Annotated in this window: 24 protein-coding genes; 12 read left to right on the top strand and 12 right to left on the bottom strand. The window is 61.6% G+C overall.

Going from position 1 to position 25435, the window contains the following annotated elements; translation table 11 throughout:
- Window positions 1–7 precede the first annotated feature (7 nt).
- On the bottom strand, window positions 8–2329 hold the full coding sequence (locus AC07Z7_RS01765) for a heavy metal translocating P-type ATPase (RefSeq protein WP_310047832.1): 2322 nt from the start codon (window positions 2327–2329) through the stop codon (window positions 8–10).
- A 78-nt stretch (window positions 2330–2407) separates the two neighbouring features.
- Between AC07Z7_RS01765 and AC07Z7_RS01760 the strand changes: the two genes are divergently transcribed.
- On the top strand, window positions 2408–2842 hold the full coding sequence (locus tag AC07Z7_RS01760; RefSeq protein ID WP_056637555.1) for a Cd(II)/Pb(II)-responsive transcriptional regulator: 435 nt from the start codon (window positions 2408–2410) through the stop codon (window positions 2840–2842).
- Between the two features lie 60 nt (window positions 2843–2902).
- Window positions 2903–3094 carry a heavy-metal-associated domain-containing protein gene (locus tag AC07Z7_RS01755; protein WP_056637557.1) on the top strand — a complete coding sequence of 64 codons (192 nt, stop codon included), beginning with the start codon at window positions 2903–2905 and terminating at the stop codon, window positions 3092–3094.
- Window positions 3095–3251: 157 nt separating this feature from the next.
- On the opposite strand, the gene AC07Z7_RS01750 is transcribed toward AC07Z7_RS01755, so the two are convergent.
- From AC07Z7_RS01750 to AC07Z7_RS01725, 6 genes are all read right to left on the bottom strand, one after another.
- On the bottom strand, window positions 3252–3545 hold the full coding sequence (locus tag AC07Z7_RS01750) for a hypothetical protein (protein ID WP_131798401.1): 294 nt from the start codon (window positions 3543–3545) through the stop codon (window positions 3252–3254).
- Window positions 3546–3623: 78 nt separating this feature from the next.
- The gene (locus AC07Z7_RS01745; RefSeq protein WP_056419633.1) at window positions 3624–3965 is read right to left on the bottom strand and encodes a copper-binding protein; all 342 of its coding nucleotides are present in this window, start codon (window positions 3963–3965) and stop codon (window positions 3624–3626) included.
- 38 nt (window positions 3966–4003) lie between these two features.
- Window positions 4004–4489 carry a cupredoxin domain-containing protein gene (locus AC07Z7_RS01740; protein ID WP_056419630.1) on the bottom strand — a complete coding sequence of 162 codons (486 nt, stop codon included), beginning with the start codon at window positions 4487–4489 and terminating at the stop codon, window positions 4004–4006.
- A 35-nt stretch (window positions 4490–4524) separates the two neighbouring features.
- Window positions 4525–5937 (bottom strand): multicopper oxidase family protein, encoded by a 1413-nt coding sequence (locus tag AC07Z7_RS01735; protein ID WP_015012917.1) that lies wholly within the window; start codon window positions 5935–5937, stop codon window positions 4525–4527.
- A 19-nt stretch (window positions 5938–5956) separates the two neighbouring features.
- Entirely contained in the window at window positions 5957–7390 is a 1434-nt protein-coding gene (locus AC07Z7_RS01730; protein WP_209818032.1) for a TolC family protein, read from the bottom strand.
- Window positions 7387–7704, bottom strand: coding sequence for a hypothetical protein (locus AC07Z7_RS01725; protein WP_015012919.1), 318 nt, complete (start codon window positions 7702–7704; stop codon window positions 7387–7389). Before AC07Z7_RS01725 ends, AC07Z7_RS01730 begins: the two co-directional genes overlap by 4 nt.
- Before the next feature lie 144 nt (window positions 7705–7848).
- Between AC07Z7_RS01725 and AC07Z7_RS01720 the strand changes: the two genes are divergently transcribed.
- The 4 genes from AC07Z7_RS01720 (at window position 7849) to fliE (ending at window position 11743) form a co-directional block, all read left to right on the top strand.
- Entirely contained in the window at window positions 7849–8535 is a 687-nt protein-coding gene (locus AC07Z7_RS01720; RefSeq protein WP_209818030.1) for a heavy metal response regulator transcription factor, read from the top strand.
- Entirely contained in the window at window positions 8532–9938 is a 1407-nt protein-coding gene (locus AC07Z7_RS01715; protein WP_209818028.1) for a heavy metal sensor histidine kinase, read from the top strand. Before AC07Z7_RS01720 ends, AC07Z7_RS01715 begins: the two co-directional genes overlap by 4 nt.
- The gene (locus AC07Z7_RS01710) at window positions 9931–11193 is read left to right on the top strand and encodes a type II restriction enzyme NmeDI-related protein (protein ID WP_209818026.1); all 1263 of its coding nucleotides are present in this window, start codon (window positions 9931–9933) and stop codon (window positions 11191–11193) included. The genes AC07Z7_RS01715 and AC07Z7_RS01710 overlap by 8 nt, the downstream gene beginning before the upstream one ends.
- Before the next feature lie 241 nt (window positions 11194–11434).
- Window positions 11435–11743, top strand: coding sequence for a flagellar hook-basal body complex protein FliE (gene fliE, locus AC07Z7_RS01705; protein ID WP_494765115.1), 309 nt, complete (start codon window positions 11435–11437; stop codon window positions 11741–11743).
- Between the two features lie 142 nt (window positions 11744–11885).
- Here the strand turns inward: fliE and AC07Z7_RS01700 are convergent, their stop codons facing one another.
- Window positions 11886–12410, bottom strand: coding sequence for a DUF4148 domain-containing protein (locus tag AC07Z7_RS01700; RefSeq protein WP_056637575.1), 525 nt, complete (start codon window positions 12408–12410; stop codon window positions 11886–11888).
- A 95-nt stretch (window positions 12411–12505) separates the two neighbouring features.
- Window positions 12506–12877, bottom strand: coding sequence for a hypothetical protein (locus AC07Z7_RS01695; RefSeq protein WP_209818024.1), 372 nt, complete (start codon window positions 12875–12877; stop codon window positions 12506–12508).
- A gap of 846 nt (window positions 12878–13723) precedes the next feature.
- Here AC07Z7_RS01695 and AC07Z7_RS01690 point away from each other — a divergent pair.
- The 6 genes from AC07Z7_RS01690 (at window position 13724) to AC07Z7_RS01665 (ending at window position 22973) form a co-directional block, all read left to right on the top strand.
- Complete coding sequence (locus AC07Z7_RS01690; RefSeq protein WP_015012930.1) at window positions 13724–13963, top strand: DUF2933 domain-containing protein; 240 nt, start codon at window positions 13724–13726, stop codon at window positions 13961–13963.
- A 119-nt stretch (window positions 13964–14082) separates the two neighbouring features.
- Window positions 14083–16371: a heavy metal translocating P-type ATPase gene (locus tag AC07Z7_RS01685; RefSeq protein WP_209818022.1), complete on the top strand. Its 2289-nt coding sequence runs from the start codon at window positions 14083–14085 to the stop codon at window positions 16369–16371.
- A 69-nt stretch (window positions 16372–16440) separates the two neighbouring features.
- Window positions 16441–16896: a hypothetical protein gene (locus AC07Z7_RS01680; RefSeq protein WP_015012946.1), complete on the top strand. Its 456-nt coding sequence runs from the start codon at window positions 16441–16443 to the stop codon at window positions 16894–16896.
- A gap of 75 nt (window positions 16897–16971) precedes the next feature.
- Entirely contained in the window at window positions 16972–18297 is a 1326-nt protein-coding gene (locus AC07Z7_RS01675; protein WP_209818020.1) for a TolC family protein, read from the top strand.
- Between the two features lie 12 nt (window positions 18298–18309).
- Complete coding sequence (locus AC07Z7_RS01670) at window positions 18310–19827, top strand: efflux RND transporter periplasmic adaptor subunit (RefSeq protein ID WP_209818018.1); 1518 nt, start codon at window positions 18310–18312, stop codon at window positions 19825–19827.
- Window positions 19824–22973 carry an efflux RND transporter permease subunit gene (locus AC07Z7_RS01665; RefSeq protein WP_209818016.1) on the top strand — a complete coding sequence of 1050 codons (3150 nt, stop codon included), beginning with the start codon at window positions 19824–19826 and terminating at the stop codon, window positions 22971–22973. The genes AC07Z7_RS01670 and AC07Z7_RS01665 overlap by 4 nt, the downstream gene beginning before the upstream one ends.
- Window positions 22974–23370: 397 nt before the next feature.
- On the opposite strand, the gene AC07Z7_RS01660 is transcribed toward AC07Z7_RS01665, so the two are convergent.
- From AC07Z7_RS01660 to AC07Z7_RS01650, 3 genes are read right to left on the bottom strand one after another with little or no spacing between them, the layout of a single operon-like run.
- Complete coding sequence (locus AC07Z7_RS01660; protein WP_015012950.1) at window positions 23371–23763, bottom strand: YkvA family protein; 393 nt, start codon at window positions 23761–23763, stop codon at window positions 23371–23373.
- Window positions 23760–24746, bottom strand: a complete 987-nt coding sequence (gene dmeF / locus AC07Z7_RS01655) for a CDF family Co(II)/Ni(II) efflux transporter DmeF (RefSeq protein ID WP_015012951.1) — start codon at window positions 24744–24746, stop codon at window positions 23760–23762. Before dmeF ends, AC07Z7_RS01660 begins: the two co-directional genes overlap by 4 nt.
- Before the next feature lie 40 nt (window positions 24747–24786).
- Window positions 24787–25059 (bottom strand): metal/formaldehyde-sensitive transcriptional repressor, encoded by a 273-nt coding sequence (locus tag AC07Z7_RS01650; protein WP_015012952.1) that lies wholly within the window; start codon window positions 25057–25059, stop codon window positions 24787–24789.
- Window positions 25060–25435 lie beyond the last annotated feature (376 nt).

The raw sequence follows: 25435 nt of genomic DNA, 5'->3' as shown, positions 1-25435 counted from the left end.
GCTAGATCTAACCAACAGCGCGGACCGCGTGAGCGCGCGTGCCGCGCAGCAGCCTCAGCCCATTGCCAACCACCAGGAGGCTGGCCCCCATGTCCGCAAAAACCGCCATCCACATCGACGCGTTCCCAAAGACCGCAAGCACCAAGAACACCGTCTTGATACCCAGCGCCAGCACGATGTTCTGAAGAAGGATGCCCCGCGTGCGCCTGGAGAGCTGGATGACTTCGGGGATGCGGCGCAGATCGTCATTCATGATGACGATGTCCGCAGCCTCCATGGCCGTGTCGGTTCCTGCTGCACCCATGGCAAGGCCGATGTCGGCGCGTGCCAGCGCAGGTGCGTCATTGATGCCATCCCCCGTCATCGCCGTGGCACCGTACTGGGCCTGCATCTGCTCAATGGCCGACAGCTTGTCTTCTGGCAGCAGGTTTCCATGCGCCTGGTCGATGCCCGCCTGTTTGGCGATGGTCTCTGCCGTGGCTTGGTTGTCTCCGGTCAGCATGACCGAGGCGATTCCCAGCGCGTGTAGCTGGGCGATGGCCTCCCGTGAGCTGTCCTTGATGGTGTCGGCCACCGCAAAGATGGCAAGAACCTCCGATTGACTGGCCAGAAGGGTCACCGTGCGGCCCTGCGATTCCTGTGCCTGTAGCAGCGCCTCAATGGCGGGGCTGCAAAGACCCCGTTCCTCGATGAGCCGGTGATTCCCCAGAATCAGGGGTTGGCCTTCAAGCTGGGCTTCCACACCACGTCCGGCAAGGGCCGTGAAGCCTGCCACGATGCCCTGGCCAGCAGACAGTCCTTGCGCGATGGCCTTGGACACGGGGTGGTCAGAGTGACCGGCCAGGTCCGCCGCCCAGCCCAGAATCTGGGTTTCGGGATACGTTCTGGCCAGCACGTGCTGGGCCACCAGTTTGGGTTTTCCTTCCGTGATCGTGCCGGTCTTGTCGAGCGCAATGGCCTTGAGTTTGTGCGCGTCTTCCAGGTAAACCCCGCCCTTGATGAGGATGCCACGCCGGGCCGCAGAAGCCAGACCACTGACCACCGTCACCGGCGTTGCGATCACCAGCGCACAGGGGCAGGCGATGACCAGCAGTACCAGAGCCTTGTAGACGGCATCCACCCACGTCAGGTCCATAAAGACCGGAGTGAGCGTCGCCACAAGAACGGCCATGATGAACACAGCCGGGGTGTAAATGGCAGCAAACCGGTCCACGAACTGCTGTGTGGGGGCGCGTGAGCCCTGCGCCTGTTCCACCGAGTGAATGATGCGGGCCAAGGTGGTGTTGCTGGCCTCTGCCGTGACCATCACCTCCAGGGTGCCTGTTTCGTTGATGGTGCCAGCAAACACGGGATCTCCAGGAACCTTGTCCACCGGAATGCTCTCTCCCGTGACCGGCGCCTGGTTGACTGCGCTGGTCCCAACGGCCACCGTGCCGTCCAGCGGCATGCGCTCGCCCGGCCTGACCCGGACGATGGCGTTGACGGGAACCTGTGCAGCGGCCACCGATTTCCAGCTGCCGTCAGGCTGGCGTACTTCGGCCGTCTCGGGCGTGAGATCCAACAGGCTCTTGATGGCATTGCGTGCACGGTCTACCGCGCGGCCTTCGATCAATTCAGCAATGGCATAGAGGGCCATCACCATGGCGGCTTCTGGCCATTGGCCAATGAGAAACGCGCCGGTCACGGCCACCGTCATCAGCGCATTGATGTTCAGCCGTCCCTGCAGCAAGGCGGCAAACCCCTTGCGGTAGGTGGAAAAGCCCGCCAGCCAGATGGCCGCCGCCGCCAGGGCCATGCCAATGCCCTTGAAGGCCAGCGTGTCTGGAGAGAAGAAGGCCACGGCTTCGGCGCAGACGGCCAGGCCCAGCGCCAACCCCATACGCCCGAGTTCGTCGGTGGTGGAGGCCCGCCCAGGGGCTTCGCCCGTTGCCGCAGCGGTTGCCACGGGCTGCGGGTCGAACCCTGCCTTGCGAATGGCCGCCAAGGCTTGAGGAATCACAGCATCAGGGGCGTCAATGGTCAGCGTGCGTGCGCCGAGCTGAAACCCCAGGCCGCGCACCCCGGCAATTGACTCCAGCGCGCGGCGGATCTCACTTTCTTCGGCTGCGCAGTCCATGGCCTCGATGCGGAACATGGCTCCCTGGGGGCCACGCCCATTTGCAAACGAAGGCGCTGCGGTTGCTAGCGAATGTGGGGTACAGCAAGTATCTGGAGAGGCCGCAACCGGGCTGGCGCAACAGGAATCAAGCTGAGTAGAGACGGGAGCGGCTGGAGCGCAGCATGGGTCCTGGGAGGTTGGTTTTTGTGCTTCGTCGCAGCAGGATTTCATAAATTTCTCTCCTTGATGCCTCGATTGGAAACCTTGGAGTAGCTACAGTGTCAAGACCTCCAATATCCAGCTCTCAACATGCAGATCAAGGAACTGGCCGCCGCAACAGGCGTTGACGCCGAAACGATCCGTTTTTACGAAAAGGAAGGCTTGTTGCCCCAGCCCGCGCGGCTGGCCAACGGCTATCGCAACTATGCTCCCGCTCACCTGGAGCGGCTGTCCTTTGTACGGCACTGTAGGGCACTCGACATCCCACTGGCAGATGTGAGGAGCCTGTTGGGTGCGCTAGATGCGCCCCAGGAGGCGTGCGCAGACGTCAACAATCTGATTGACGACCAGCTAAGTCGGCTGCGCGCTCGTCTCATCAGCATGATGGCGTTGGAAAAGCAACTGCTGCAGCTGCGCTCAGCATGCAGTGGAGAGCATGCGCATCAGAGCTGTGGAATTCTTAATGAGCTTGTCGCGGCCGCCCATGGCGAGGCGTGTCTGTGCCATGGAGGAAAAAGTGGTTGACCTTGCCACTGTGGCAAGTCCGAGACTGCACTCCTCTCAACTCTTTGCCACGAGAAGTAAATGCATGAATTCCAGCTTCCCGACATGACCTGCGGGCACTGCGCAGGGATGGTGAACCAGACACTGCAGATGGTGGATCCTGGCTGCAAGGTGCAGGTGGACATGTCCAAGCGCTTGGTTACGGTGCAGAGTGCTGAAGACCGCCTGACGCTTGCGGAAGCGCTCACCGAGGCGGGCTACCCGCCCTCTTGACTACGCGTCCGTACCGCAAAAGATCTGCTCCGGCACACGTTCATCGCGGCGGGCATTGACACCGCCTTGGAGCCGCCGACCATCGCCTTGACGCAGCGATGGTCGGCCTGAGGTCTTTGGGCGGTTGCTACTTTTTTGCCACCTCTCTGTCTCGGAACTACTTGGGCGTGGAGCCCGGAGTGGCTTCCTTGTGCGGCATGGCTTCACGCGCATTGGCCTTTTCCTGACCACGGGCTTCGGCCTTGCTGGTGTCGGCGATGCCAGAGCCTTCACCCCGCGCCGTACTGCCATCCTTGGTCCGCTTCACACCGGTCGCAGGACGGGCCTTTTTGTGTTCCTCGCCATGCGCTTGCGCCTTGGAGTTGGTGTAGGGCGTGGCCTCTTGGGTGTCGCCAGCGGCGAATGCGGACGATGCGGCGGTCATGGCCAGGGCGATAAGGAGAGTTCTCATGATTTTTCCTTGGTAGGTTGACGTGCGAACAGAAGAACGCCCCCTTTTCTTGAGGGCGTATCGAGACACTTTTTGCGCTTACTTGGCAGGCTCGATGGCGGTGACCACCATCTTTCCGCCCTCGTTGATCACCATGAAGCGGATCTTGTCGCCGACCTGCGCCTTGTCGAGCAGGGCCTTGTCCTTGGCAGCAAACACCATGGTCATCCCCGGCATCTCCAAGTGCTTGATGTCGCCATGCTTGATGGTGATTTTTCCGGCGTCCTTGTCGATCTTGCGCACCTCTCCATCGGTCATGGAGGCTGCGGTCGTGGATGCGGCTTTTCCGGCGTCTCCAGCGGCCTGCGCCACGGCCGACAGCGGCATGAGAGTGACCAGCGACAACATAGCGCCGATCAATAAAGTGTTTGCGTTTTTCATACGAGCTCCTTGTTCAATTGCGTGCAGGGATTCCCCGATTACTTCTTGACCACCGTGACCTGGCCCTTCATGCCTGCGTCGTAGTGGCCTGGGTACAGGCAGGCGAACTTCACTTCGCCAGCCTTGGTGAACTGCCAGATGATTTCGCCTTGCTTGCCGGGGGCCAGCGACACCTTGCTGGGCTCGTCATGCTCCATGTCCGGGAACTTCTTCATCGTCTCGTAGTGCTCCTTGAGTTCGGCATCGGTGCCCAGGCTGAACTCATGCTTGACCTGGCCACTGTTCTTGATCACGAACTTGACCGTTTCGCCCTGCTTGACGGAGATCGCGGCGGGCGTGAAGCGCATGGTGTCAGCCATGTCCACGTTGATTGTGCGACTGACTTTGGAGGCTTTGCCTGGTTCGCCGATGGCTGACTCCTCGCTTCCATGGCCGTGACCGCCGCTGTGGGTACCGCCCGCAAAGCTGTTGAAGGACAGGGCCACCAGGGCGGAGGCGGCGATCAGGGAAAGAGTGCGTTTCATAGTTACCTTGGGTTGTGGATGAGGAAAGGAGGCGATCAGTGTCCGCTGTGCGAAGACGGCTTTTTGACCTTGACGACAGTGTCCGAACTGGACTTCTCTTTGCGGGGCATGGATTGGCCGCCCTCGGCCTTGAAGCGGGCAGGCTCCGCCATCGGGCCGGTGTACTCGTACGCCACCGTGCCCTCTGGGTTCTTGTACCAACCCGGATTTTTGTAGTCGCCCGGTTTCTGGTCGCGGCGTACTTTGACGACGCTGAACATCCCGCCCATTTCGACCGACCCGAACGGGCCTTCCCCGGTCATCATGGGAATGGTGTTGTCCGGGATGGGCATCTCCATCTCGGTCATGTCCGCCATGCCCCGTTCGCCCATGACCATGTAGTCGGGGATCAGGTTGTTGATCTTCTTGGCCACGCCCCGGTGGTCTACGCCAATCATGGTGGGAATGTCGTGACCCATTGCATTCATGGTGTGGTGGCTCTTGTGGCAGTGGAATGCCCAGTCACCTTCTTCGTCCGCGAGGAACTCGATCTGGCGCATCTGGCCCACGGCCACGTCGGTGGTCACTTCATAGAGACGGGTGCTCTTGGGTGTAGGACCACCATCCGTGCCCGTCACCAAAAACTCGTGACCGTGCAAGTGCATGGGGTGGTTGGTCATGGTGAGATTGCCGATGCGAATACGCACCTTGTCATTGAGCCGGACGTTCAAGGAGTCGATGCCAGGAAAGATGCGGCTGTTCCAAGTCCATAAATTGAAATTCAGCATTTCCGCGACCTTCGGCGTAGCGGCCCCGGGCTCAATGTCGTAGGCACTGAGCAGGAAGCAAAAGTCTCGATTCACTTCATCAATCAGCGGATGCTTGGTCTTTGGATGCGTGATCCAAAAGCCCATCATGCCCATGGCCATCTGGGTCATCTCATCGGCGTGCGGGTGGTACATGAAGGTACCTGGACGGCGCGCCACGAATTCGTAGACGAAGGTCTTGCCCGACTGGATTGCGGGCTGGTTCAATCCCGCCACACCGTCCATGCCATTGGGCAAACGCTGTCCATGCCAGTGGATGCTGGTGTGCTCGGGCAGCTTGTTGGTCACAAAAATGCGAACGCGGTCGCCTTCCACCACTTCAATGGTGGGACCAGGACTCTGGCCGTTGTATCCCCACAGGTGGGCCTTGAAGCCAGGGGCCATTTCGCGCACAACGGGTTCTGCCACCAGGTGGAACTCCTTGACCCCCTGGTTCATGCGCCAGGGCAGCGTCCAGCCGTTGAGCGTGACCACCGGGTTGTAGGGGCGCCCGGAGTTGGGCACCAGCGGCGCCATGGTGTCTGCGCTTGTCTGGTACACGGGTTCTGGCAGTGCGGCCATTGCCACGCGGCTCACACTCGCTGCGGCCACGGCCCCTCCGGCAATGCCAGCAAACCGGAAAAAATCTCTTCTTGAATTCATGTTGGTTTCCTTGAGGGGATCAGTGGCCTGCACCGGCTTCGGCAGCGGCTGCGCCACCGCCCGAGACGCCAGCGCTGGTGGGCTTGCCGATGAGAGAGGCCTGAAGGGCGGCGTCCGCCAGCCAGAACTGCTGTTCGGCGTTCAGGGCCGCCATCACCGAGTTCACCTGGTCGCGGGAGTCGGCAAGCAACTCGAAAACGCTGATCAGCATCCCGTTGTAGCGAAGCTGGTTTTCTTCGGAGATGGTTTTTCGCAGGGGAATCACCTCGTCGCGGTGGTGACGCGCGATGTCATATGCAGTGCGGTACGCGGAGTAGCTCTCCCTAAGGTTCGAACCCGCCGCGCGTGCGGTTGCTTCCAGGCGGTTGGCCGCAGCCAGGGTCTGCGCATTCATGGCGTCGCGCCGCATTCCACCCCAGTCGAAGATCGGCAGCTGCAGGCTGATCTCGAAGCCGCGCCGCGTGGAGTGGGTGTTCTCGGCGGCATCAAAGACAGAGTCGCGCCGCACGCCCAACTCGATGTCTGTGAAGGTCGTGATCCTGTTCCAGCCTTGCGCGCGTGCAGCTGCGTCGTAGTCAGCCTTCGCGATCTGCAGATCCAGCCGCCCCTTAGACGCTTGGCGGCCAGCGTCCGATGGGGACAGCGGCTCCTTGGGCAGTGTGGGCAGGCGCTCAGGCAACTTGAGCTGTTGGGCTTGGCTGTCGTCCAGACCCAGCAGCCGGACCAGTTCCTCACGGGCTGCCGTGACTTGGTGCTGGGCACTGGCCAGCTGGGTCGCTGTGTCGGCATAGAACGCTTGCTGGCGTGCACGGTCAAGCTTGTTGAAATTGCCCACCGCCTGCATGCGCTTGGCCAGTTCGGCACTGGCTTGGGCGCTGGCGACGACCTGTTGGGTGTAGGCCAGCGTTTGTTGCGCGGCAACGGCGCGTACCCATGCCTGACGTACCTGCGTGACTTGGTCCACTACCTCGCTGCTCAGGCGCAACTGGGTCTGCTTGATGCGCTGCTCGGCGATGCCTTTGCGCGTCGGCAAGGTCAGCAGGTCCAGCAGCCCGAAGGACAGGAGGCGGCCGATCTCCGTCTCGCTGCCCAGGCGAACGCGCTCCAGGCTCAGGATGGGGTTGGCGATGCGGCCGGACTGGGCTGCCGTGGAAGCGTCCGCCCAGTTTTGAGCCACGATGGCCTGCAGGGATGGGCTATTGACGAGCGCGAGTTGAACGGCATCCTTCTGACTGAGCGGCTTGGCCAGCAGATCCGAAGCGCGCTGGCGCAAGGCGTCCCGCTCGCTCTGGTCCCGGGCCAAGGTAAGCTGGCCGTCCGTGAAACCGCTTGCGGCTGTATTGGCGCTGGTGAGGTTCTGCTCCAGATTCACGCTGGCGCAACCAGACAAGACCGCCACTGCGGCCACGGCGATCACGAGTTTGGCGCGGGGCGTGTGCAAGGGGCGGTTCATTGTTTGCCCCCGTGGTGTGCGTCATGGCCCTGCGCGGGTTGGTCCTGGCCGGTTGTGGGTGCCGTCTGGCGAATTTCCTTGGCATAGGTGCGCCAGCCTCCGATCTCGCCCACCTTGTCATTGGCCGCTTTCCAGGGCTGGACGGATTGCTCTTTGTAGGCTTCGTAGCCCGAGAGGGCTGATCGGTACGAAAGCTGATAGTCCACCTTGGCGGATTCGCCCTCTGGCATCTGAGCCAGAGCCAGGGACGGCGCTATTAGCGCGGCGGCCAGCCAGGGGGTTGATATAGGTCGTGAAAGCCAGGAAATTTTCATAGGTTCACCATGCGTTCTTGATGCAACGCATTGTGTGATCCCAAGGCTTCCGCCGACATAACGGCTTAATTACATCTTTGTCATCTGAAAGAAAGCCCGCGATCTGCAGGCACACTTGCCGTCATTCGCAGACAGGGAGATCCCGTGAAGATATTGATCGTCGAGGATGAAATCAAAACCGGCGAATACCTGCGCCAAGGCTTGCGTGAGGCAGGGTTCAACGCCGATCTGGTTCACAACGGAGTCGATGGCCTGCATCTGGCCCAGGAAGGTGACTACGACCTGGTGATCCTGGATGTGATGCTTCCTGGGATGGATGGCTGGCAGGTGCTCACCAATCTGCGTCGCCGGGGCCTGGAGATGCCCGTACTGTTTCTCACGGCCAAGGATCAGGTGCAAGACCGGATCAAAGGGTTGGAACTGGGGGCGGACGACTACCTGGTCAAACCGTTTTCCTTTGCCGAGCTATTGGCGCGAGCGCGCACCATCCTCAGGCGTGGTCGCAATGGCACCGAGGTGGCGGTCCTCCAGGTGGCCGATCTAGAACTAGACCTCTTGCGGCGGCGAGTCAGCAGATCTGGCAAACGCATCGACCTCACGGCCAAGGAGTTCGGACTCCTGGAGCTGCTGATGCGCCGCCAAGGGGAAGTTCTGCCGCGCTCTCTGATCGCGTCGCAGGTGTGGGATATGAATTTCGACAGCGATTCCAACGTGATCGAGGTGGCGATGCGCAGGCTTCGGGCCAAGATTGACGATGCCTATGACGCCAAGCTGATCCAGACGGTGCGAGGCATGGGGTATGTGCTTGAAGCGCCGCAGGAGCGTGCGTGAAAGCCCGGTACTCGCTCACGACACGGCTGACGGTCTTTTTTACTTTGGCTTCCGGGCTGGTGCTAATTGGACTGGGAACTCTCGTGGCGATTTCCATTGACCGGCATTTCGTGGAGCTTGACCGCGATGCATTGCGTGACAAGGTTCACCTGACGCGTGAAGTCATCGGCAAATCGAAGTCGCCGCAGGATCTGAAGACGCGGCTGGATGACGTTTTGCACAGCCATGAGGGCCTCTTCGTCACCGTGCTTCGCAATGGTCAATCGCTGTACTCGACGGAGGACTTTGAGTTTCCTGCGGAATTGAGCGCGCGGACCCAGCATTCCCGCTTGGGGGTTGCCTCGTGGCGAATCAAGGAGCGTGAGTACCGGGGGATGACCGAAGCCGTGACGCTGCCAGGTTCCGCAGAGCCTCCGCTGCAGGTCTGGGTGGCGGTGGACATTGCCCACCACAAGCACTTCATGTACGAATTGATTTGGGTGCTTGTGGGCTACGTGGCATTGGCAACACTGGTGGCTGGGGTCCTGGGCTGGTGGGCCGCAAAGAATGGATTGGCCCCCCTTCGCGCCATGCGGTCCCGCGCTATGGCCATCACGGCACAGCGACTGGATGAGCGGATGCCAACCCAGGAGTTTCCGGTGGAGATGGCCGACCTGGCGACCACCCTCAACGAGATGCTCCGGCGCCTGAAGGAGGAGTTCGACCGCCTGTCCGAGTTTTCTTCGGACCTGGCTCACGAGCTGCGTACGCCGATCAACAATCTGATGACACAGACGCAGGTCACGCTCAGCCAGGCTCGTTCTTCCGAGGAGTACCAGGACATATTGGCCTCCAACGCCGAGGAGTACCAGCGCTTGGCCCGCATGGTGGCTGACATGTTGTTCCTGGCCAAGGCTGACCACGGGCTCATTCTTCCCAGCACGGAGAGAATTGCGGTCCATGACGAAGCACAGGCTTTGTTTGACTTCTACGAGGCCCTTGCCGAAGAAAAGCAGGTCCGACTGCAATTGGTCGGGGCGGCGGAGATCGTTGGCGACCGGTTGATGCTGCGCCGGGCGCTCAGCAACCTCCTGTCCAACGCCATTCGCTACACCCCACCTGGCGAGCAGGTGGTCGTGGACATTCAAGGGGACCTGCACGGAACCACCGTGGATGTCGTCAACACCGGACCTTCCATCGATGCTCAGATGATCCCCCGCCTGTTCGACCGCTTCTTTCGGGCGGACAAGTCGCGCAAGCAGCTGGACTCGGACGGCGCGGGCCTGGGCTTGTCCATTACCCAGGCGATTGTTCATGCGCACCGGGGGCGGATTTCCGTGAGTTCGGCCGATGGCAGGACTTGTTTTTCGATGTATTTCCCCAGTGCACAGAGCATTGGCAAGCACCTCACGACAGATGCATGACCCCCTGGCAACCCTCATAGACTGCTGGAAGGCACATCCAAGCAGCACCTACAACACCTGGTTCCTGTGGGATCAGCGGATCAAGAACTTCCGCTCCATTCGCCGAGGCATCGCGCAGGTGGTGGAGGACATCCGGGGCGGAACGTTTGGCAACGCCTACCGAGGCTCCTCGCTGGAGACGATCGTGGGTTCCGTGGCAGAGCAGCGCCAGATTTTCAAGGGAGCGGACCACGCGTTCCTCTGGAAGCCCAAGCTGCGGATTCCGGACATCTACGAGAACACGAGCAACCAGCGCGCCTTTGCGGACCTCCTGCACACCTGCGATCACTGTGACTGCGCAGAAGACGTAGTGGCCGCCATACAGCGCATTGATGCGATTGGCATCAAAGGCTTGGGCCCAGCGGTCGCCAACTTGCTGTATTTCATCCACCCAACGCTGGTCTCTCCCTTCAACACGGCCATCGTCAATGGTTTCAACGCGGTGACCGGGGGGCGCGTGAAGCTTGGGCGCTGGGACCACTATCTCTCCATGCGGGAGGGCTTGCTGCGCTTGAACGCGCGGTACCGGCTAAAACTGTCGAACGATCTGGGCGCGATTGCAGGACTCATGTTTGACATTGGCAGTGGCCGATATGAAGCGCCGCCACAAGCAATGGATGTAGCGGCGACAGCTCTCTGGCAAGAAGACCTTGAACGTGTGCGGCAGGAATCCACCGCATTGCAACGAGAACTGTCCCAAGCGACCGAGAGCGATGCGACCCACACGGGTGTCCAGGCTTCGCTGCGCGACCTGGGCAAGGCGCTCGGATTTGAGGTCTGGATAGCGTCCAACGACCGGGGCCGCGCCTATGGCGGGGGGCTGCTGGGAGATGGATGCATGGCGCAGTTGCCCGCCAGCCTGGACCGAGGACTGGAGTCCGTGCGACTGATCGATGTCGTATGGGTTGATCCCCAGACCTCGCAATTCGCCGCCGCATTCGAAGTCGAACACACCACGTCCATCTATTCGGGCATCGTACGCATGCTCGATCTGGCCCTGGGAACGCCGGTTGCGGGCAACTGCGCCCTGTTTCTGGTGGCTCCAGACAATCGCAGAGACAAGGTCGCTGAGCAACTTCAAAGGCCCGCCTTCTCCAGGGTGTCAGAGCTGGGAATCCGGTATTTGCCCTACAGCGAACTGGAGCAGAACCATGCCTCCATGAGCCGCTTTGGGTCCAGCATCAAGCCAATGCTGGAGATTTCGCAGCGGCTGTGAGCCACGGCTATTTCGTGCGGCGCGCTTCGCTTGGGCTCGGCTCTTTGGGCCCCAGGGATGCGGCGACCCACGGCGATGTCGGCAAGATGAAGTTTCTGTTATCCCGAACGGCGGGATTGACGGGTGACGCCTTGCGTTGCGAAAGCTACAGATCGAACTCCAATCTCTACGATTGGGCATCGCCTCGGTACAGATTTCGAGGCAGAACTTCGCAAACTCTTCGCCACCAGAAAGCCTCGGCATGAACGTCACGACAAGGCCATTGGATGCACTATTGCCTGTCAGTTCGCTGGGAAACTCTGTGCCCAAAGCACCGAGCATCCAGGGAGGCGGTTTTCTGGACGCGATGAAGCAGGCGCTTTCAACCACAAGCCAGTTGCAGAGTGAGTCTGGTCGCCTAAGCCGCGAGGTCACATTCGGCAATCCCACGGTCAGTCTTGAAGAAACGATGCTCGCTGGAGTCAAGTCGAACATCGCGTTTCAGGCCACTCTTCAGAGCCGCAACCGCATTGTCCAGGCCTACACCGATGTGATGAACATGCAAGTCTGATGCTCGGAGGCCAGAGCAATGCAAAAGTAGATGTCGCACGCACTTGCTGCTGGCGATGCAGACATGCACGGTGCGCCAACTGGAGAAGGGCCTGTTTCGAAAGGCCCCTCCAGATCAGCAGCCGACTGCCCGGAGAACCTGTTTAGAAACGAGGGGCCTTGGTGGATTCGTCCGAGGTGGCGGCCACGGCAGCATGTTGCGCAGCATGGTAGCGGTCAGGATAGATTTCGTTGAGCTTGCGACCGTCTTCGCCCACAGCGACGATTTCTCCTTCGCGGATGGCGCGTGCCAACTCACTTTTGACTTGTTCCCGCGTCTTCAACGACTTGCCTGCCACGATCGGATAACGACCAGACATCAACTCATTGCGTTTGACCCCGAATTCACCCGCCACCATGATGTCACCCGTACGGATAGCCTGCTCCAATTCTTCCCGCACTTGCTCGCGGGATTTGCGAGCCTGAGTCGAAGTAGCCGAGCGATAGGCTCCGGGGTTGATTTGCTTGAGAGTCATCCCCGAATCGCCAGGAGCAAGCATCTCGCCGTTTTGCTGAGCCTGCGCCAATTCAGCCAGCACTTGTTCGCGCGTCTTGCTGACCGTTTGGTCTGATGCGAACGCGGGAGCTGCGATGAGGGAAAGGATGATGAGCGTGGACTTGAGTTTCATGATGGGGTTTCCTTTTTGGATAAATGGTGATGGTTGAAGTGCAACCGCAGGCCGGTTTTGGAGCGAACGCGGGTGCCGGTGATCGTTGAGAGGGTTCAGGGCAGTTGGCGGGCATCGACCCAGCCAGCTTCGCCGCCCATATCCCGTACACCGTCACGACCGACGGGGTTGCGCTTGGCTGACTGCAACTCATCGAGGACTTGCTGGCGGGTCTTGGTCAGTTTGGGGCCCGGAACGAGTGGATAAGTGGCAGGGTAGCCACGGCTGATCCAGTACAGCGAACCGTCCTTCTGAGCGGCCAGCACGGTGCTTTCAACCGCTTGGCGGCTGACCGCATTGCCCAAATGGTCAGCGGCCAGGCTGACGCCTTCTTCTTGGCTGGGGCTTGCGTGATAAACGGAAGTGGCGAAGGACGCAGTAGCCGACGCGGCAAGGCTGGCGACGAGGATTACGGTACGAACTTTCATGATGGTCTCCTGTGGCGCCGGATGCCCGATATGGTTCATCCAGGTGGCGATTTCTGCACCACGGAGAGAAGTCTAGAAATCGCACCCCCACGGTGAGGTGACCCTCCGATTACGCTTTTGACAGCAACTGGCAATGCATGCGCATCCGAGCACAAGGCAGCATCGCTCTCGGAGCAACCCGGAGTGCTCTCACGGCGGTGGTTCTTTGCATTACAAAAATGTCATCCACCCATCATCTTCCGGTGATTGACCAAGATCGAGACTTCCCCTCAACACGACACGCACAGATTTCTTCAGGTGCGTGACGTGAGGTCGTCAGCCAGGCTGACGTTTCAATGACCTATGAGAGGGCCAAAATCATGTCCAACAATCTATTTGCGTCTGTCTTTGCAGTTGCTCTGTCCCTGGCTTCCGCAGCCTCTTTCGCGACGCCTACTGGCGTTGACGTGCGAGATCAAGTGCTGCCAGTCAAAGCGCAGGCTGAAGAAGGAAGGACGCGCTACTGGAGTCATCCGAGGCTGGGCATGGTCAAGGTGGACGCCGCTGGCCGCATGCTCACGGGTGACTCTGCCAAGGATGACACTGCGCGATCTGCAGCTTCTTCCGGCAATCCATCGACCCGCGCACGTTGATACATCCCGGCGTGGCGGTGCGACACCCGTCGGATCCATGGAAGGCGGCGAGGAAGACATCGCTGCGGCCGAAGTTGAAGGCGTAGACATACCGCCATTCATGTGATGCAAGTCAAGGGTTGACGAAGCCCATGCTTGACATTACCACCATGTCAAACCTTATTGTTCCCCCAAGGTCCATCACCATCTCGATGACCACTTCTTGGAGATCGCCATGAACCACGACCACACCACAGGGCATTCAGAAGCTGCCAACGCCAGCGGAGGCAGCCGCAAATTGATCGGCGCGGTGATCATGCTTGCGCTCATCGGGGCATTCTTCTTGCTCAGGGAGCATTGGTCGCACATCGCGGGCTACTGGCCGTATCTGCTCTTGCTGGCTTGCCCGTTGATGCACCTCTTCCATGGGCACGGGGGGCACGGCTCTCACGAAGGCGATTCGAGCAAAAAGTAATCTTGCAGGCACACAACACATTTGCAGGGAGGCCATTCATGTCCAACGCGGAACCGCACGATCACACCCACCATGGCCATCAGCATCATGAGGGGGTCCACGGGGATACACCGCCGCCCATGACGAAACTGAAAGATCCAGTCTGCGGTATGGACGTGACGGAACAATCGCATCACTCGGCGGAGCATGAGGGGCGGCACTACTACTTCTGTAGCGCCAAGTGCCAAACGAAGTTTGTTGAGGACCCGGACAAGTACGCTGTCACGCCTCCCGGTACCGACAAGGTTGCGCGTGAGCCAGAAACAGCTCAGCCCGGCACCATCTACACCTGCCCCATGCACCCAGAGGTGCGGCAAGACCATCCCGGAAACTGCCCTAAATGCGGCATGACACTGGAACCCATGCTCCCCACGCTGGATGAGGGAGAAAACGCGGAACTTGTGGATTTCCGGCATCGCTTCTGGTGGACGCTGCCACTGACCGTGGTGGTCACCATCCTGGCCATGGTGGGACACCGGCTGCAGTGGTTCGAGATGGCCACACAGAGCTGGATTGAGCTCGTGCTGACGGTTCCTATCGTGCTGTGGGCTGGCTGGCCCTTCTTTGTGCGCGGCGCTCAGTCCATTGCCAACCGTAGTCCCAACATGTGGACGCTGATCAGCTTGGGCACGGGCGCCGCATTTGTCTACAGCGTGGTGGCCACCGTGGCGCCCGGCGTGTTTCCTGCTTCGTTCCAGGCCATGGGGCGTGTGGCGGTGTACTTTGAGGCCGCCGCTGTCATCATCTCGCTCACGCTGCTGGGCCAGATGCTGGAGCTGAAGGCACGCTCGCAGACCTCGGCCGCCATCAAATCGCTGCTGGGCCTGGCCCCCAAGACCGCACGGCGTATCGACGCCAACGGTCAGGAGAGTGATGTTCCCTTGTCCCATGTCCATGTGGGAGACCTCTTGCGCGTACGTCCCGGTGAGAAGGTGCCGGTGGATGGCGTGGTGGTCGAGGGGAGCAGCGCGGTGGACGAAGCCATGCTCACTGGCGAGCCGGTGCCCATCGTCAAGGGGCCTGGCGATGCCGTCATCGGTGCCACGCTCAATACCAACGGGGCACTGGTGATCCGGTCCGAGCGGGTGGGCTCCGCCACCATGCTGTCCCAGATCGTTCAGATGGTTGCGCAGGCACAGCGCTCACGGGCTCCCATGCAGCGCATGGCGGACCAGGTGGCGGGGTACTTTGTCATGGCCGTGGTGGGCATCGCGTTGCTCACGCTGTTCGCGTGGGGCCTGTTCGGCCCGGAGCCACGTTGGGTCTATGGCCTGGTCAATGCCGTGGCCGTGCTGATCATCGCGTGTCCCTGCGCGTTGGGATTGGCAACCCCCATGTCCATCATGGTGGCCACGGGCCGGGGCGCGACCAGCGGCGTGCTGTTCAGGGACGCAGCAGCCATCGAGAACCTGCGCAAGGTGGATACGCTGATCGTGGACAAGACTGGCACGCTCACAGAGGGCAAGCCTTCCTTCGAGCGGGTTGTTGCCATGCCCGGTCTGTCCGAGGATGAGGTTCTGCGCCTGGCAGCCAGTCTGGATCAAGGCAGCGAGCATCCGCTGGCCGATGCCATTGTCCAAGCGGCCCGCGCCAAGGGGCTGGCCCTGGACAAGCCCGAGGACTTTGAGTCCGGGTCTGGCATCGGGGTGCGCGGACGGGTCGCTGGGCGCCAACTCGCCTTGGGAAACACGGTCCTCATGGAGCAGGTCGGGGTTTCTGCGAACCCGCTGCTTGCGCAGGCAGAGGCCTTGCGCGCCACAGGCGCCAGCGTGATGTACCTGGCGGCCGATGGCCAGCTTCAAGGCCTGCTTGCGGTCTCGGATGCCGTCAAGGCGAGCACGCCGGAGGCCCTTGCGAATCTGCATGCGGCGGGACTGCGCATCGTCATGGCCACGGGCGACGGCATGACCACCGCCAAGGCGGTAGGTGCAAAGCTGGGGATTGATGAGGTCCATGGGGAGGTCAAGCCTGCCGACAAGCTGGCGCTGGTGTCGCGGCTGCAGGCCGAAGGCCGTGTCGTTGCCATGGCAGGGGACGGGATCAACGACGCGCCCGCCCTTGCCAAGGCAGATGTAGGGATCGCGATGGGTACCGGAACCGATGTGGCGATGAACAGCGCCCAGGTTACCCTGGTCAAGGGTGATCTGCGGGGTATTTCCACTGCGCGGGAGCTGTCTGAGGCGACGGTGGGCAACATGAAGCAGAATCTGATGTTTGCCTTCCTCTACAACGCGCTGGGCATACCGATTGCGGCGGGGCTGCTGTATCCCTTCACCGGTTGGCTGCTATCGCCGATGATCGCGGCCTTGGCGATGAGCCTGAGTTCGGCGTCCGTGATCGCCAACGCCTTGCGGCTTCGCAAGGGCTGAGTTGGCTCGGCAGGCTCGGATTTGATCTAGGTTAAGTCTGTGGCCGCCGCTGGGGATACCATTCGCACCATGATCTTCGCCAGAAGCACCGTATCGCGCCAAGGACGCTGGATAACCAGCTTCCTGGTCGCGGCGTTGCTTCTGATGCAGTTCGCGTTGGCCGCCTATGCCTGTCCCAAGCTGGACTCCGCAGCCCATGCGGCATCGATGCAAAAAGCGGGCATGGCCATGGGAGATGCCGTCGGCATGCCCTCCATGCCCGATTGCCACGCGATGGCGGGCACCATGGATGAGCAGGATCCTCAGCTGTGCCGAGCCCATTGTGACGGCGACAGCTTGTCCTCCCCCTCGCTCCAAGGTCTCGATCTGCAGGCGATCGCGGCGCACGCTATCTGGGTCGCCTATGTGCTGCCTGTGATCCTGGACTCCGAGCGCCATATTGACCCTCGGGCTGTCTACGCGGAGCTGGACAGTCGAGCGGGCGCTCCCCCCATCTATCTAACCCATCAGGTCTTTCGGAATTGATCGTGCACGTCTTGCGCGCTGCCTTGCAGCGTTTGCGCAAGTCTGACTTCGTGCCCCTTCATTTCGAGGACCATCATGCCCAACATCTCCTTCGGCGTTCCCTGCGAGCGCCTGTCTGCGCACCAGCGCATTCACCCCATCTCGCAGCGCATACAGGTGCGCAACCTCCGCCAACTGCGCCTGGGCGCTCTCGGGGTCCTGTTGACCAGCATCGGCTTGGCTGGCAACCAGGCCCACGCCCTGGGCTTTGCAGAGGCCTTGGATCTGGCGGAGCAGCACAGCCCTCGCATCACGGCCCAGCGGCTGCAGATTGACGCAGCCACCAGCACCCGGCAGGCGGCGGGAACGCTGCCGGATCCCAAGCTCTCGGTCGGTATCGAGAACTTTCCCATCAGCGGCATGGACCGCTTCAGCCTCACGCGTGAGTCCATGACCATGCAGCGCCTGGCGCTGATGCAGGAGGTGCCCAACCGGGCCAAGCGCGATGCCCAGATCGCCGGTGCCGAGGCCAAGGTGGAACGCGAACGCGCCACCCTGGCGGTCCAGCGCCTGCAGATCCGCCAGGAACTGAGTCAAGCGTGGATCCTGGCCCAGGCTATCGAGCAACGTGACCAGGTACTCACCGGTCTACTGAGTGAGAACCAGCGCCTGCAGGACAGCCTGCCCGCCCGCATCGCCGGAGGCACGGCCCAGGCCGCAGACCTGCTGATGGCCAGGCAGGAGGCGCTTGCGCTGTCGGATCGCAGGGACGATCTGCAGCGGGACCGATCCAAGGCCAGGGCGATGTTGCGGCGCTGGGTTGGCGCTCGCGCCGACGAGGCGCTACAGGGAACTCCTGGGCCGCTGAGCCGCCCCTTGGATCAACTGCGGTCTGAGGTACACCGCCACGCGGAACTTGCGCAGTACCCCGCCATGCAGGCCATGGCCTTGGCGGAAACGCGCGAAGCCCAAGCAGAAACCAAGGGTGATTGGTCCTGGGAAGTCGCCTACAGCCGCCGCGACCGACGCTGGGGCGACATGGTGTCCTTCCAGGTGACCTTTGACCTTCCCTGGCAACAGGAGCGGCGCCAGGGACCCCAGATCAAGGCCAAGCAGCTGGAGCTGCAGCGCCTGGACGCCGAGCAGGAAGACGTGACCCGCAGGCACCTGCAGGAGCTGGAGGACAGCGCCTCAGAGCTGGCGGCACTGAACAGTCAGATCGAGCGGCTGCAATCGGCGGGCATGGGCTTGGCACAGGGGCGTGCCGAACTCGCGCTGGCCAACTACCAGTCAGCCAAAGGCGACTTGAGCGCCGTGCTGGCGGCAAGGGCCCAAGTGCGGGAGACGCACTGGCGGCTCATTGATCTGCAGGCGCAGCGGGACACCGTGATTGCCCGTCTGAACAGCCTGATCGCGGACTGAAGGGAGAACCACATGACCAATACCGTTTTCAAGAAGACCACTGTGGCCGTGGCACTGGTGGCTGCTGGCATTGCCCTCGGTTGGGGCGTCTCCCAATGGCGCATTGCGAGCAGTCATCCATCTGGCGCTACCCCTCCATCGGCAGAAGCGGCGAAGGCCGACCGCAAGGTGCTGTACTGGTACGACCCCATGGTGCCAACGCAGAAGTTCGACAAGCCAGGCAAGTCGCCCTACATGGACATGGCGCTGGTTCCCAAGTACGCCGATGAGGACGCACAACAAAGCACCGGTTTGAATGTCTCGGCACAAGCGGTGCAAGCCCTCGGCCTGCGCACCGCCACGGTGGAGCAGCGCGACATTGGATCCGATGTGGACGTGCTGGGCACGGTCCAGCTCAATGACCGGGATGTGAGTATCGTCCAGGCGCGTTCTGCAGGATTTGTGGAGCGTGTCTATGCCCGGGCCCCGGGTGACGTGGTGGCCGCAGGCGCGCCATTGGCCGATTTACTGCTGCCTGAGTGGGTGGCTGCGCAGCGCGAGTTCCTCGCTGTCCGGGCGCTCAAGGAAGAGTCGCTGACGGCCGCTTCGCGTCATCGGTTGTCACTGCTGGGCATGCCTGCCTCGCTCGTGGCCCAGGTGGAGCGCACGGGCGAACCTCAGGGCCGCTACACGGTGACCTTCCCACAAGCAGGGATGGTGGCCGAACTGATGGTGCGCCAGGGCATGACGGTCTCTGCGGGGGCCAGCCTGGTGCGCGTGAACGGTCTGGCCAGCGTCTGGATCGAAGCGGCCGTTCCCGAAGCGCAAAGCGGTCCCTTGCAACTGGGGCAGGACGCCCAGGTGCGCCTGGCCGCGTTTCCGGGAGAAACCCTCAAAGCCCGTGTCGTGAGCATCCTCCCAGAGGCCAACCGGGACACCCGCACGGTGCGCGTGCGCCTGGAGCTTCCCAACCCCGCCCAGCGCCTGAAGGCGGGCATGTCCGGGCAGATTGTCCTGGCGGGACGCACCCAACCGGCGCTGCTGGTACCCAGTGAAGCGGTGATCCGAACCGGTAAGCGGGCACTGGTTTACGTGGTGGACGGCCCCGGCAAGTACCACCCCGTCCAGGTACAACTTGGCGCGGAAATCGATGACCGACTCGTCATTCAAAGCGGACTCACCGCAGGGCAGCAGGTGGTCGCCTCGGCGCAGTTCCTGATCGACTCGGAAGCCAGCCTGCGAGGCATCATGCCCGCTCAACCTCCCGGCAGCAGCGCACAACCCATCGCTGAACAGGGTTCCTCGGCCTCTGCGGCTCCGGCGTCCAAGAGCTTTACGGTGCGAGGGGTGGTCGATGAGGTCACCCCCACCGAGCTGACCCTTACCCACGAGGCCGTGCCTGAACTGAAGTGGCCCGGCATGACCATGCCATTCAAGCTGGCAAACCCAGAGCTGGCCAAGGCCCTGAAACCGGAGCAGCAGGTCAAGTTCACCTTCCAGCAGCAAGGCAAGGACTTCGTGATCACTGCCGTGGAAAGGATCAAGCCATGATCGCACGTCTGATCCGCTGGTCGGTGGCGAACCGACTCCTGGTTCTGCTGGCGACCGTGATGCTCACGGCCTGGGGCGTGTGGGGCGTGCGCAGCACCCCCGTGGACGCGCTCCCCGATTTGTCGGATGTCCAGGTCATCATCCGCACCTCCTACCCCGGCCAGGCGCCGCAGATCGTGGAAAACCAGGTGACCTACCCGCTGGCCACCACCATGCTGTCCGTCCCGGGCGCCAAGACGGTGCGCGGCTTCTCGTTCTTTGGCGACTCGTTTGTCTACATCCTGTTCGAGGACGGCACGGACCTGTACTGGGCACGTTCCCGGGTGCTGGAGTACATGAACCAGGTGCAGGGGCGACTACCCGCCACGGCCAAATCGTCGCTCGGCCCCGACGCCACCGGGGTCGGCTGGATCTACCAATATGCGCTGGTGGACCGCACCGGCAAGAACGATCTCGCCCAGCTGCGGGCCCTGCAGGACTGGTTCCTGAAATTCGAACTCAAGAGCCTGCCCAATGTCGCGGAAGTGGCGTCGGTGGGCGGCATGGTCAAGCAGTACCAGGTGGTGCTCGATCCGATCAAGCTCGCAGCCCAAGGGCTGACCCAGGGGCAGGTGCGTGATGCCATCCTGGGAGCGAACCAGGAAACGGGAGGGTCGGTGCTGGAGTTGTCCGGGGCCGAATACATGGTGCGGGCCAGCGGCTACCTCAAGACGCTGGACGACTTTCGTTCCATCCCGCTGGTATCGCGCGCCGGGATTCCCGTGCGTCTGGGCGATGTCGCCACGCTCCAGATCGGGCCAGAGATGCGGCGCGGTATCGCCGAACTCGATGGCGATGGCGAGGTGGCCGGTGGCGTGGTGGTTCTGCGCTCGGGCAAGAATGCCCAGGAAACCATCAAAGCCGTCAAGGCCAAGCTCAGCGAGCTGCAAAGCAGCCTGCCCCCGGGCGTGGAGATCGTCACCACCTACGACCGCAGCGCACTCATTGAGCGGGCGATCCAGAACCTCACCACCAAACTCGTGGAGGAGTTCATCGTGGTGGCTGTGGTCTGCGTCTTGTTCCTCTGGCACTTGCGCTCGGCACTGGTCGCCATCATTTCTCTGCCGCTGGGGATCATGGCGGCGTTTCTGGTGATGCGCTACCAGGGCATCAACGCCAACATCATGTCCCTGGGCGGGATTGCCATCGCCGTGGGCGCCATGGTCGATGCAGCCGTGGTGATGATTGAGAACGCCCACAAGAAGCTGGAGGCCTGGCAGCACAAGCATCCCGACCGGCAGTTGGTCGGGGAAGAGCGCTGGAAGGTAATCACCGAAGCCGCCGAGGAGGTAGGCCCCGCGCTGTTCTTCTCGCTGCTCATCATCACCTTGTCCTTCGTGCCCGTCTTTACGCTGGAAGCACAGGAAGGTCGCCTGTTTGGACCGCTGGCGTTCACTAAGACCTACGCGATGGCCGCAGCTGCGGCCCTCTCGGTCACGCTGATCCCGGTCCTGATGGGCTACTGGATCCGGGGCCGCATCCCAGATGAGCAAAAGAACCCGATCACGCGCGCGCTGATTGCCGTGTACCGGCCTTGCCTGGAATGGGTTCTGCACCGCCCCAAATCCACACTGGTCATCGCCGTGCTGGCGCTGACGACCACGATCTGGCCCCTCTCGCGGCTGGGGGGCGAGTTCCTGCCCAGGCTCGATGAAGGCGATCTGCTGTACATGCCTTCGGCGCTCCCGGGCCTGTCGGCACAGCGGGCGACGGAGCTTCTGCAACTGAGCAACCGGATGATCAAGACGGTTCCCGAGGTCGAGCGCGTCTTCGGCAAGGCTGGCCGCGCGGAGACTGCAACCGATCCGGCACCGCTGGAAATGTTCGAGACCACGGTGAAGCTCAAGCCCAGAGACCAATGGCGTCCAGGAATGACGCCCGAGGGTCTGATCGAGGAGCTGGACAAGGCCGTCAAGATTCCTGGCCTGTCCAACATCTGGATTCCACCCATCCGCAACCGGATTGACATGCTGGCCACCGGCATCAAGAGTCCCATCGGGGTCAAGGTGACCGGCAACGACCTGAAGGTGATCGACGGGATCGCTGCCCAAGTCGAGCAGGTCGCCAAGGGCATTCCGGGAGTGACTTCGTCGTTGGCAGAGCGCCTGACGGGGGGGCGCTACGTCGATGTCCGCATCGACCGCACGGCCGCAGGGCGGTACGGGCTGAACGTGAGCGAAATCCAGGCCGTGGTCTCCGGGGCTATCGGTGGTGAAAACGTGTCTGAAACGGTCGAGGGCTTGGCCCGCTTCCCGATCAACCTGCGCTATCCGCGTGAGTGGAGAGACTCGCCAGAACGCCTGGCCCAGTTGCCCATCTCCACCCCCATGGGGCAGCAGATCACGCTGGGCACGGTGGCCAGCGTCTCCATCACCGATGGGCCGCCCATGCTCAAGAGCGAGAACGCCCGCCCATCTGGCTGGGTGTATGTCGATGTGCGGGGGCGCGATCTGGCTTCCGTGGCCAATGAGCTGCGCGATGCCGTGAGCCGACAGATCAAGCTGGAGCCCGGGGTCAGCATCACGTACTCAGGCCAGTTCGAGTACCTGGAGCGGGCCAATGCCCGCCTGAAAGTAGTGGTGCCTGCCACCTTGCTGATCATCTTCGTGCTGTTGTACCTGACCTTCTCGCGCATGGGGGAGGCAGGACTGATCATGGCGACGCTGCCGTTCGCATTGACCGGGGGCATCTGGTTCCTGTACCTGATGAACTACAACCTGTCCATCGCCACCGGTGTGGGCTTCATCGCCCTTGCGGGGGTCGCGGCAGAGTTCGGGGTGGTCATGCTCATCTACCTCAAGCAGGCACTCGCACAGAGATGTCCAGACGGCAGGCAGCCCACGCTGGAAGAGCTACTGGATGCGATCCGTGAAGGTGCTGTGCTGCGCGTCCGACCCAAGGCCATGACCGTGGCAGTCATTCTGGCGGGCCTGGTGCCCATCGTGTGGAGCAGCGGGACAGGCTCGGAGGTCATGAGCCGCATCGCGGCCCCTATGCTGGGCGGTATGGTGACAGCGCCGCTGCTGTCCCTGTTTGTGATTCCTGCGACCTATGTGCTGATGAGAAAGCCGAGAAAACGCAATCAGCCTGACACTGAGGCTTCGTGAGGCCGGCTTAGGGCGGCCCCCTTGGGGGCGTCGAGTTTGCTGATAGACAGGCTGCGTGGCGACGTCAGGCAATGCAGCTTCAATCGGACTGGCTCCATGGCATGGGTGCCGATCAAAGCGGCGCCACCAGGTCAGCGGCGCCCCCCTGTCGCTATCGCTCAAAACTGAAGACCCGATAAGAGCACCGTGGCCGCCATCAATGGCACCCAATGGAGCTATCGATCAAGTATGGATGCAAAGGAACCGAACACATCCCCACATCTGAAGTACGTCTCGCTTGGGGGCGGAAGTAAGGGGCATAGGGGGCCTTGCGCCGGTCGATTCAGCGAGGCGATCTAGAGAATGTCAAGGAAATTCGGTGCAAGAAGAGTCCCTCGAGTTACGCGCGGGGGCCAACCTATAGATACAGCTTGAGCCACAAGCATGCCGCTGTAGCTACGCTCAACCACACCATCACGACGAGCACCATCCCAAACTGACTTCTGGGTTTGGCACCCTTAGCTCGTATCCAAGCATCCGCCTGGACGCGGCATTCCGCAAGGACATCCGGTGGCAGTAGCTTCACGGTCAGCCAGATCAATGCTGGCAACAAAAGTATGTCGTCAACGTAACCCAATACGGGGATGAAATCCGGGATCAGGTCGATGGGACTCAGTGCGTAAGCAACTACAAAGACTCCCAGAATCTTCGCATGCCAGGGTGTGCGGGGATGCTTGCCCGCAAACCAAAGCGTCACGCCGTCGCGCTTGACCCGCTTGGCCCAGGTCTTCAATAGGATCCCGATACTCATGTGACCTGCCGCTGAATCTCTACCGTGACATGCGAAAGCTCGTGAATTTGCGCCATCAGCGCTTTGTAGTGCGAAGGCTCTTTCGGCTCCGGTGCTGTCAGCGAGACAATGGCCGCGAAGTGACCCGGCCCGACCTGCCACACGTGCAGATCGGTAACCTTGCTTCCTGTTGGCGCCATCGCCTCCCGGATCTCCAGCTGCACTTCCTCTCCTTCGGCTGAGGCATCCAGCAAAACACTACCAGAGTCGCGGATCAGACCCCAGGACCAGCGGGCTATCACCAGCGCGCCTACCACGCCCATGAGAGGGTCAGCCCACAGCCACCCGTAACTGCTGCCGACCAGCAGCGCGACGATGGCCAGCACCGAGGTAAGCGCATCCGCCAAGACGTGGATGTACGCAGCGCGCAGATTGTTGTCGCGGCTCATGCCCGGCGCATGGTGGTCATCGTGGCCGCAGTTGTCGCCGCGCTCAGAGTCATGTTGATGATGGCCGTGGTGGTGACCGTGGTGCGCGTGATCGTCTTTCAGCAGCCAGGCGCAGACTACGTTGATGACCAAACCCACGGCGGCCACGACGATCGCTTGGTTGAAATCGATAGGGATCGGCTGGGTCAGCCGGACCACGCTTTCGTAAGCGATAAGCAGGGCAATCAACGCCAGGATGACTGCGCTCGCAAAGCCAGCCAGGTCGCCGAGTTTGCCCGTGCCGAACGTAAAGCGCCGATTGCGCACGTGCTTGCGTGCGAAGCGATAAGCCAATGCGGTGATCAGCATAGCGCCTGCATGGGTGGACATGTGCCAGCCGTCGGCCACCAGCGCCATTGAGCCGTAGAGCGTGCCCGCAATGATCTCAACCAGCATCATGCTGGCCGTGAGGGCAATGACCAGCCACACTTTGCGCTCGTTGCGCTCGTGGTCGGAGCCCAGAAAGAAATGGTCGTGTGCTGACTCGGCGACTGCAGTGGGTGTTGCAAAGCTCATTTGTATTTTCCAATGTGGAGGTGACTTAGGTGCAACAGGTTCATTTCATGTAAGCCCGGATGACCTCAATCATTTGCTCACCGCCCCGGTGGCGCTCCGTGTCGTCCGACGGCGCCAGCACGTGCTCACGCAGGTGGTCTTCCATCACCTCGGCGGTCAAGCCGCTGACTGCACCCCGCACGGACGCGATCTGACGCAGCACTTCGACACAGGGTGCATCTGAATCTAGGGCGCGCTCGATTCCTTCGATCTGACCCTTGATACGGCGGACACGCGCGATCAATTTGGATTTTTCACGAGAGGTATGGGACATATTGGGGAGCAATAAAAATAGTCTAGGGGACTATATTACCAAGGTGAGTGCAAAGTTGCTGCGGGGGCATACGGTGATGATTTTGAGGTCGAGACAAGTTTGGGCTTTGATTGCCAATCGGAACCAAAGGCTATGGCAGCTCGCGCAACTAAGGCTCCGTGCGCATTTCCACTGGGCTCTCGCAGCTGTATACGTTCACATAGACTGCCGAGCCCACTTGGATGGCGGTTGGACTGGGTACAGCCGCAACGCGCCAGCGAACTCTGCTCATCTCCTTCCACCGGACGACAGCCAGCGACTCGATGGATGGGCGTTTTGGTGTCCAAAGACATTGCCCTTCGTACCTGCTTCGAAGCACCTCGTTAGAACCTACCTG

This window comes from Acidovorax sp. GW101-11A03, from assembly GCF_059424825.1.
The sequence above is the reverse complement of the archived record's forward strand: the minus strand, read 5'-3'. Positions and strand labels throughout refer to the sequence as shown.

Excerpts from the sequence above, each read along its gene's own strand:
- AC07Z7_RS01765 (WP_310047832.1), bottom strand. The coding sequence starts at position 2,329 with ATGAAATCCTGCTGCGACGAAGCACAAAAACCAACCTCCCAGGACCCA.
- AC07Z7_RS01760 (WP_056637555.1), top strand. The coding sequence starts at position 2,408 with ATGCAGATCAAGGAACTGGCCGCCGCAACAGGCGTTGACGCCGAAACG.
- AC07Z7_RS01755 (WP_056637557.1), top strand. The coding sequence starts at position 2,903 with ATGCATGAATTCCAGCTTCCCGACATGACCTGCGGGCACTGCGCAGGG.
- AC07Z7_RS01750 (WP_131798401.1), bottom strand. The coding sequence starts at position 3,545 with ATGAGAACTCTCCTTATCGCCCTGGCCATGACCGCCGCATCGTCCGCA.
- AC07Z7_RS01745 (WP_056419633.1), bottom strand. The coding sequence starts at position 3,965 with ATGAAAAACGCAAACACTTTATTGATCGGCGCTATGTTGTCGCTGGTC.
- AC07Z7_RS01740 (WP_056419630.1), bottom strand. The coding sequence starts at position 4,489 with ATGAAACGCACTCTTTCCCTGATCGCCGCCTCCGCCCTGGTGGCCCTG.
- AC07Z7_RS01735 (WP_015012917.1), bottom strand. The coding sequence starts at position 5,937 with ATGAATTCAAGAAGAGATTTTTTCCGGTTTGCTGGCATTGCCGGAGGG.
- AC07Z7_RS01730 (WP_209818032.1), bottom strand. The coding sequence starts at position 7,390 with ATGAACCGCCCCTTGCACACGCCCCGCGCCAAACTCGTGATCGCCGTG.
- AC07Z7_RS01725 (WP_015012919.1), bottom strand. The coding sequence starts at position 7,704 with ATGAAAATTTCCTGGCTTTCACGACCTATATCAACCCCCTGGCTGGCC.
- AC07Z7_RS01710 (WP_209818026.1), top strand. The coding sequence starts at position 9,931 with ATGCATGACCCCCTGGCAACCCTCATAGACTGCTGGAAGGCACATCCA.
- fliE (WP_494765115.1), top strand. The coding sequence starts at position 11,435 with ATGAACGTCACGACAAGGCCATTGGATGCACTATTGCCTGTCAGTTCG.
- AC07Z7_RS01700 (WP_056637575.1), bottom strand. The coding sequence starts at position 12,410 with ATGAAACTCAAGTCCACGCTCATCATCCTTTCCCTCATCGCAGCTCCC.
- AC07Z7_RS01695 (WP_209818024.1), bottom strand. The coding sequence starts at position 12,877 with ATGAAAGTTCGTACCGTAATCCTCGTCGCCAGCCTTGCCGCGTCGGCT.
- AC07Z7_RS01690 (WP_015012930.1), top strand. The coding sequence starts at position 13,724 with ATGAACCACGACCACACCACAGGGCATTCAGAAGCTGCCAACGCCAGC.
- AC07Z7_RS01685 (WP_209818022.1), top strand. The coding sequence starts at position 14,083 with ATGACGAAACTGAAAGATCCAGTCTGCGGTATGGACGTGACGGAACAA.
- AC07Z7_RS01680 (WP_015012946.1), top strand. The coding sequence starts at position 16,441 with ATGATCTTCGCCAGAAGCACCGTATCGCGCCAAGGACGCTGGATAACC.
- AC07Z7_RS01675 (WP_209818020.1), top strand. The coding sequence starts at position 16,972 with ATGCCCAACATCTCCTTCGGCGTTCCCTGCGAGCGCCTGTCTGCGCAC.
- AC07Z7_RS01670 (WP_209818018.1), top strand. The coding sequence starts at position 18,310 with ATGACCAATACCGTTTTCAAGAAGACCACTGTGGCCGTGGCACTGGTG.
- AC07Z7_RS01665 (WP_209818016.1), top strand. The coding sequence starts at position 19,824 with ATGATCGCACGTCTGATCCGCTGGTCGGTGGCGAACCGACTCCTGGTT.
- AC07Z7_RS01660 (WP_015012950.1), bottom strand. The coding sequence starts at position 23,763 with ATGAGTATCGGGATCCTATTGAAGACCTGGGCCAAGCGGGTCAAGCGC.
- dmeF (WP_015012951.1), bottom strand. The coding sequence starts at position 24,746 with ATGAGCTTTGCAACACCCACTGCAGTCGCCGAGTCAGCACACGACCAT.
- AC07Z7_RS01650 (WP_015012952.1), bottom strand. The coding sequence starts at position 25,059 with ATGTCCCATACCTCTCGTGAAAAATCCAAATTGATCGCGCGTGTCCGC.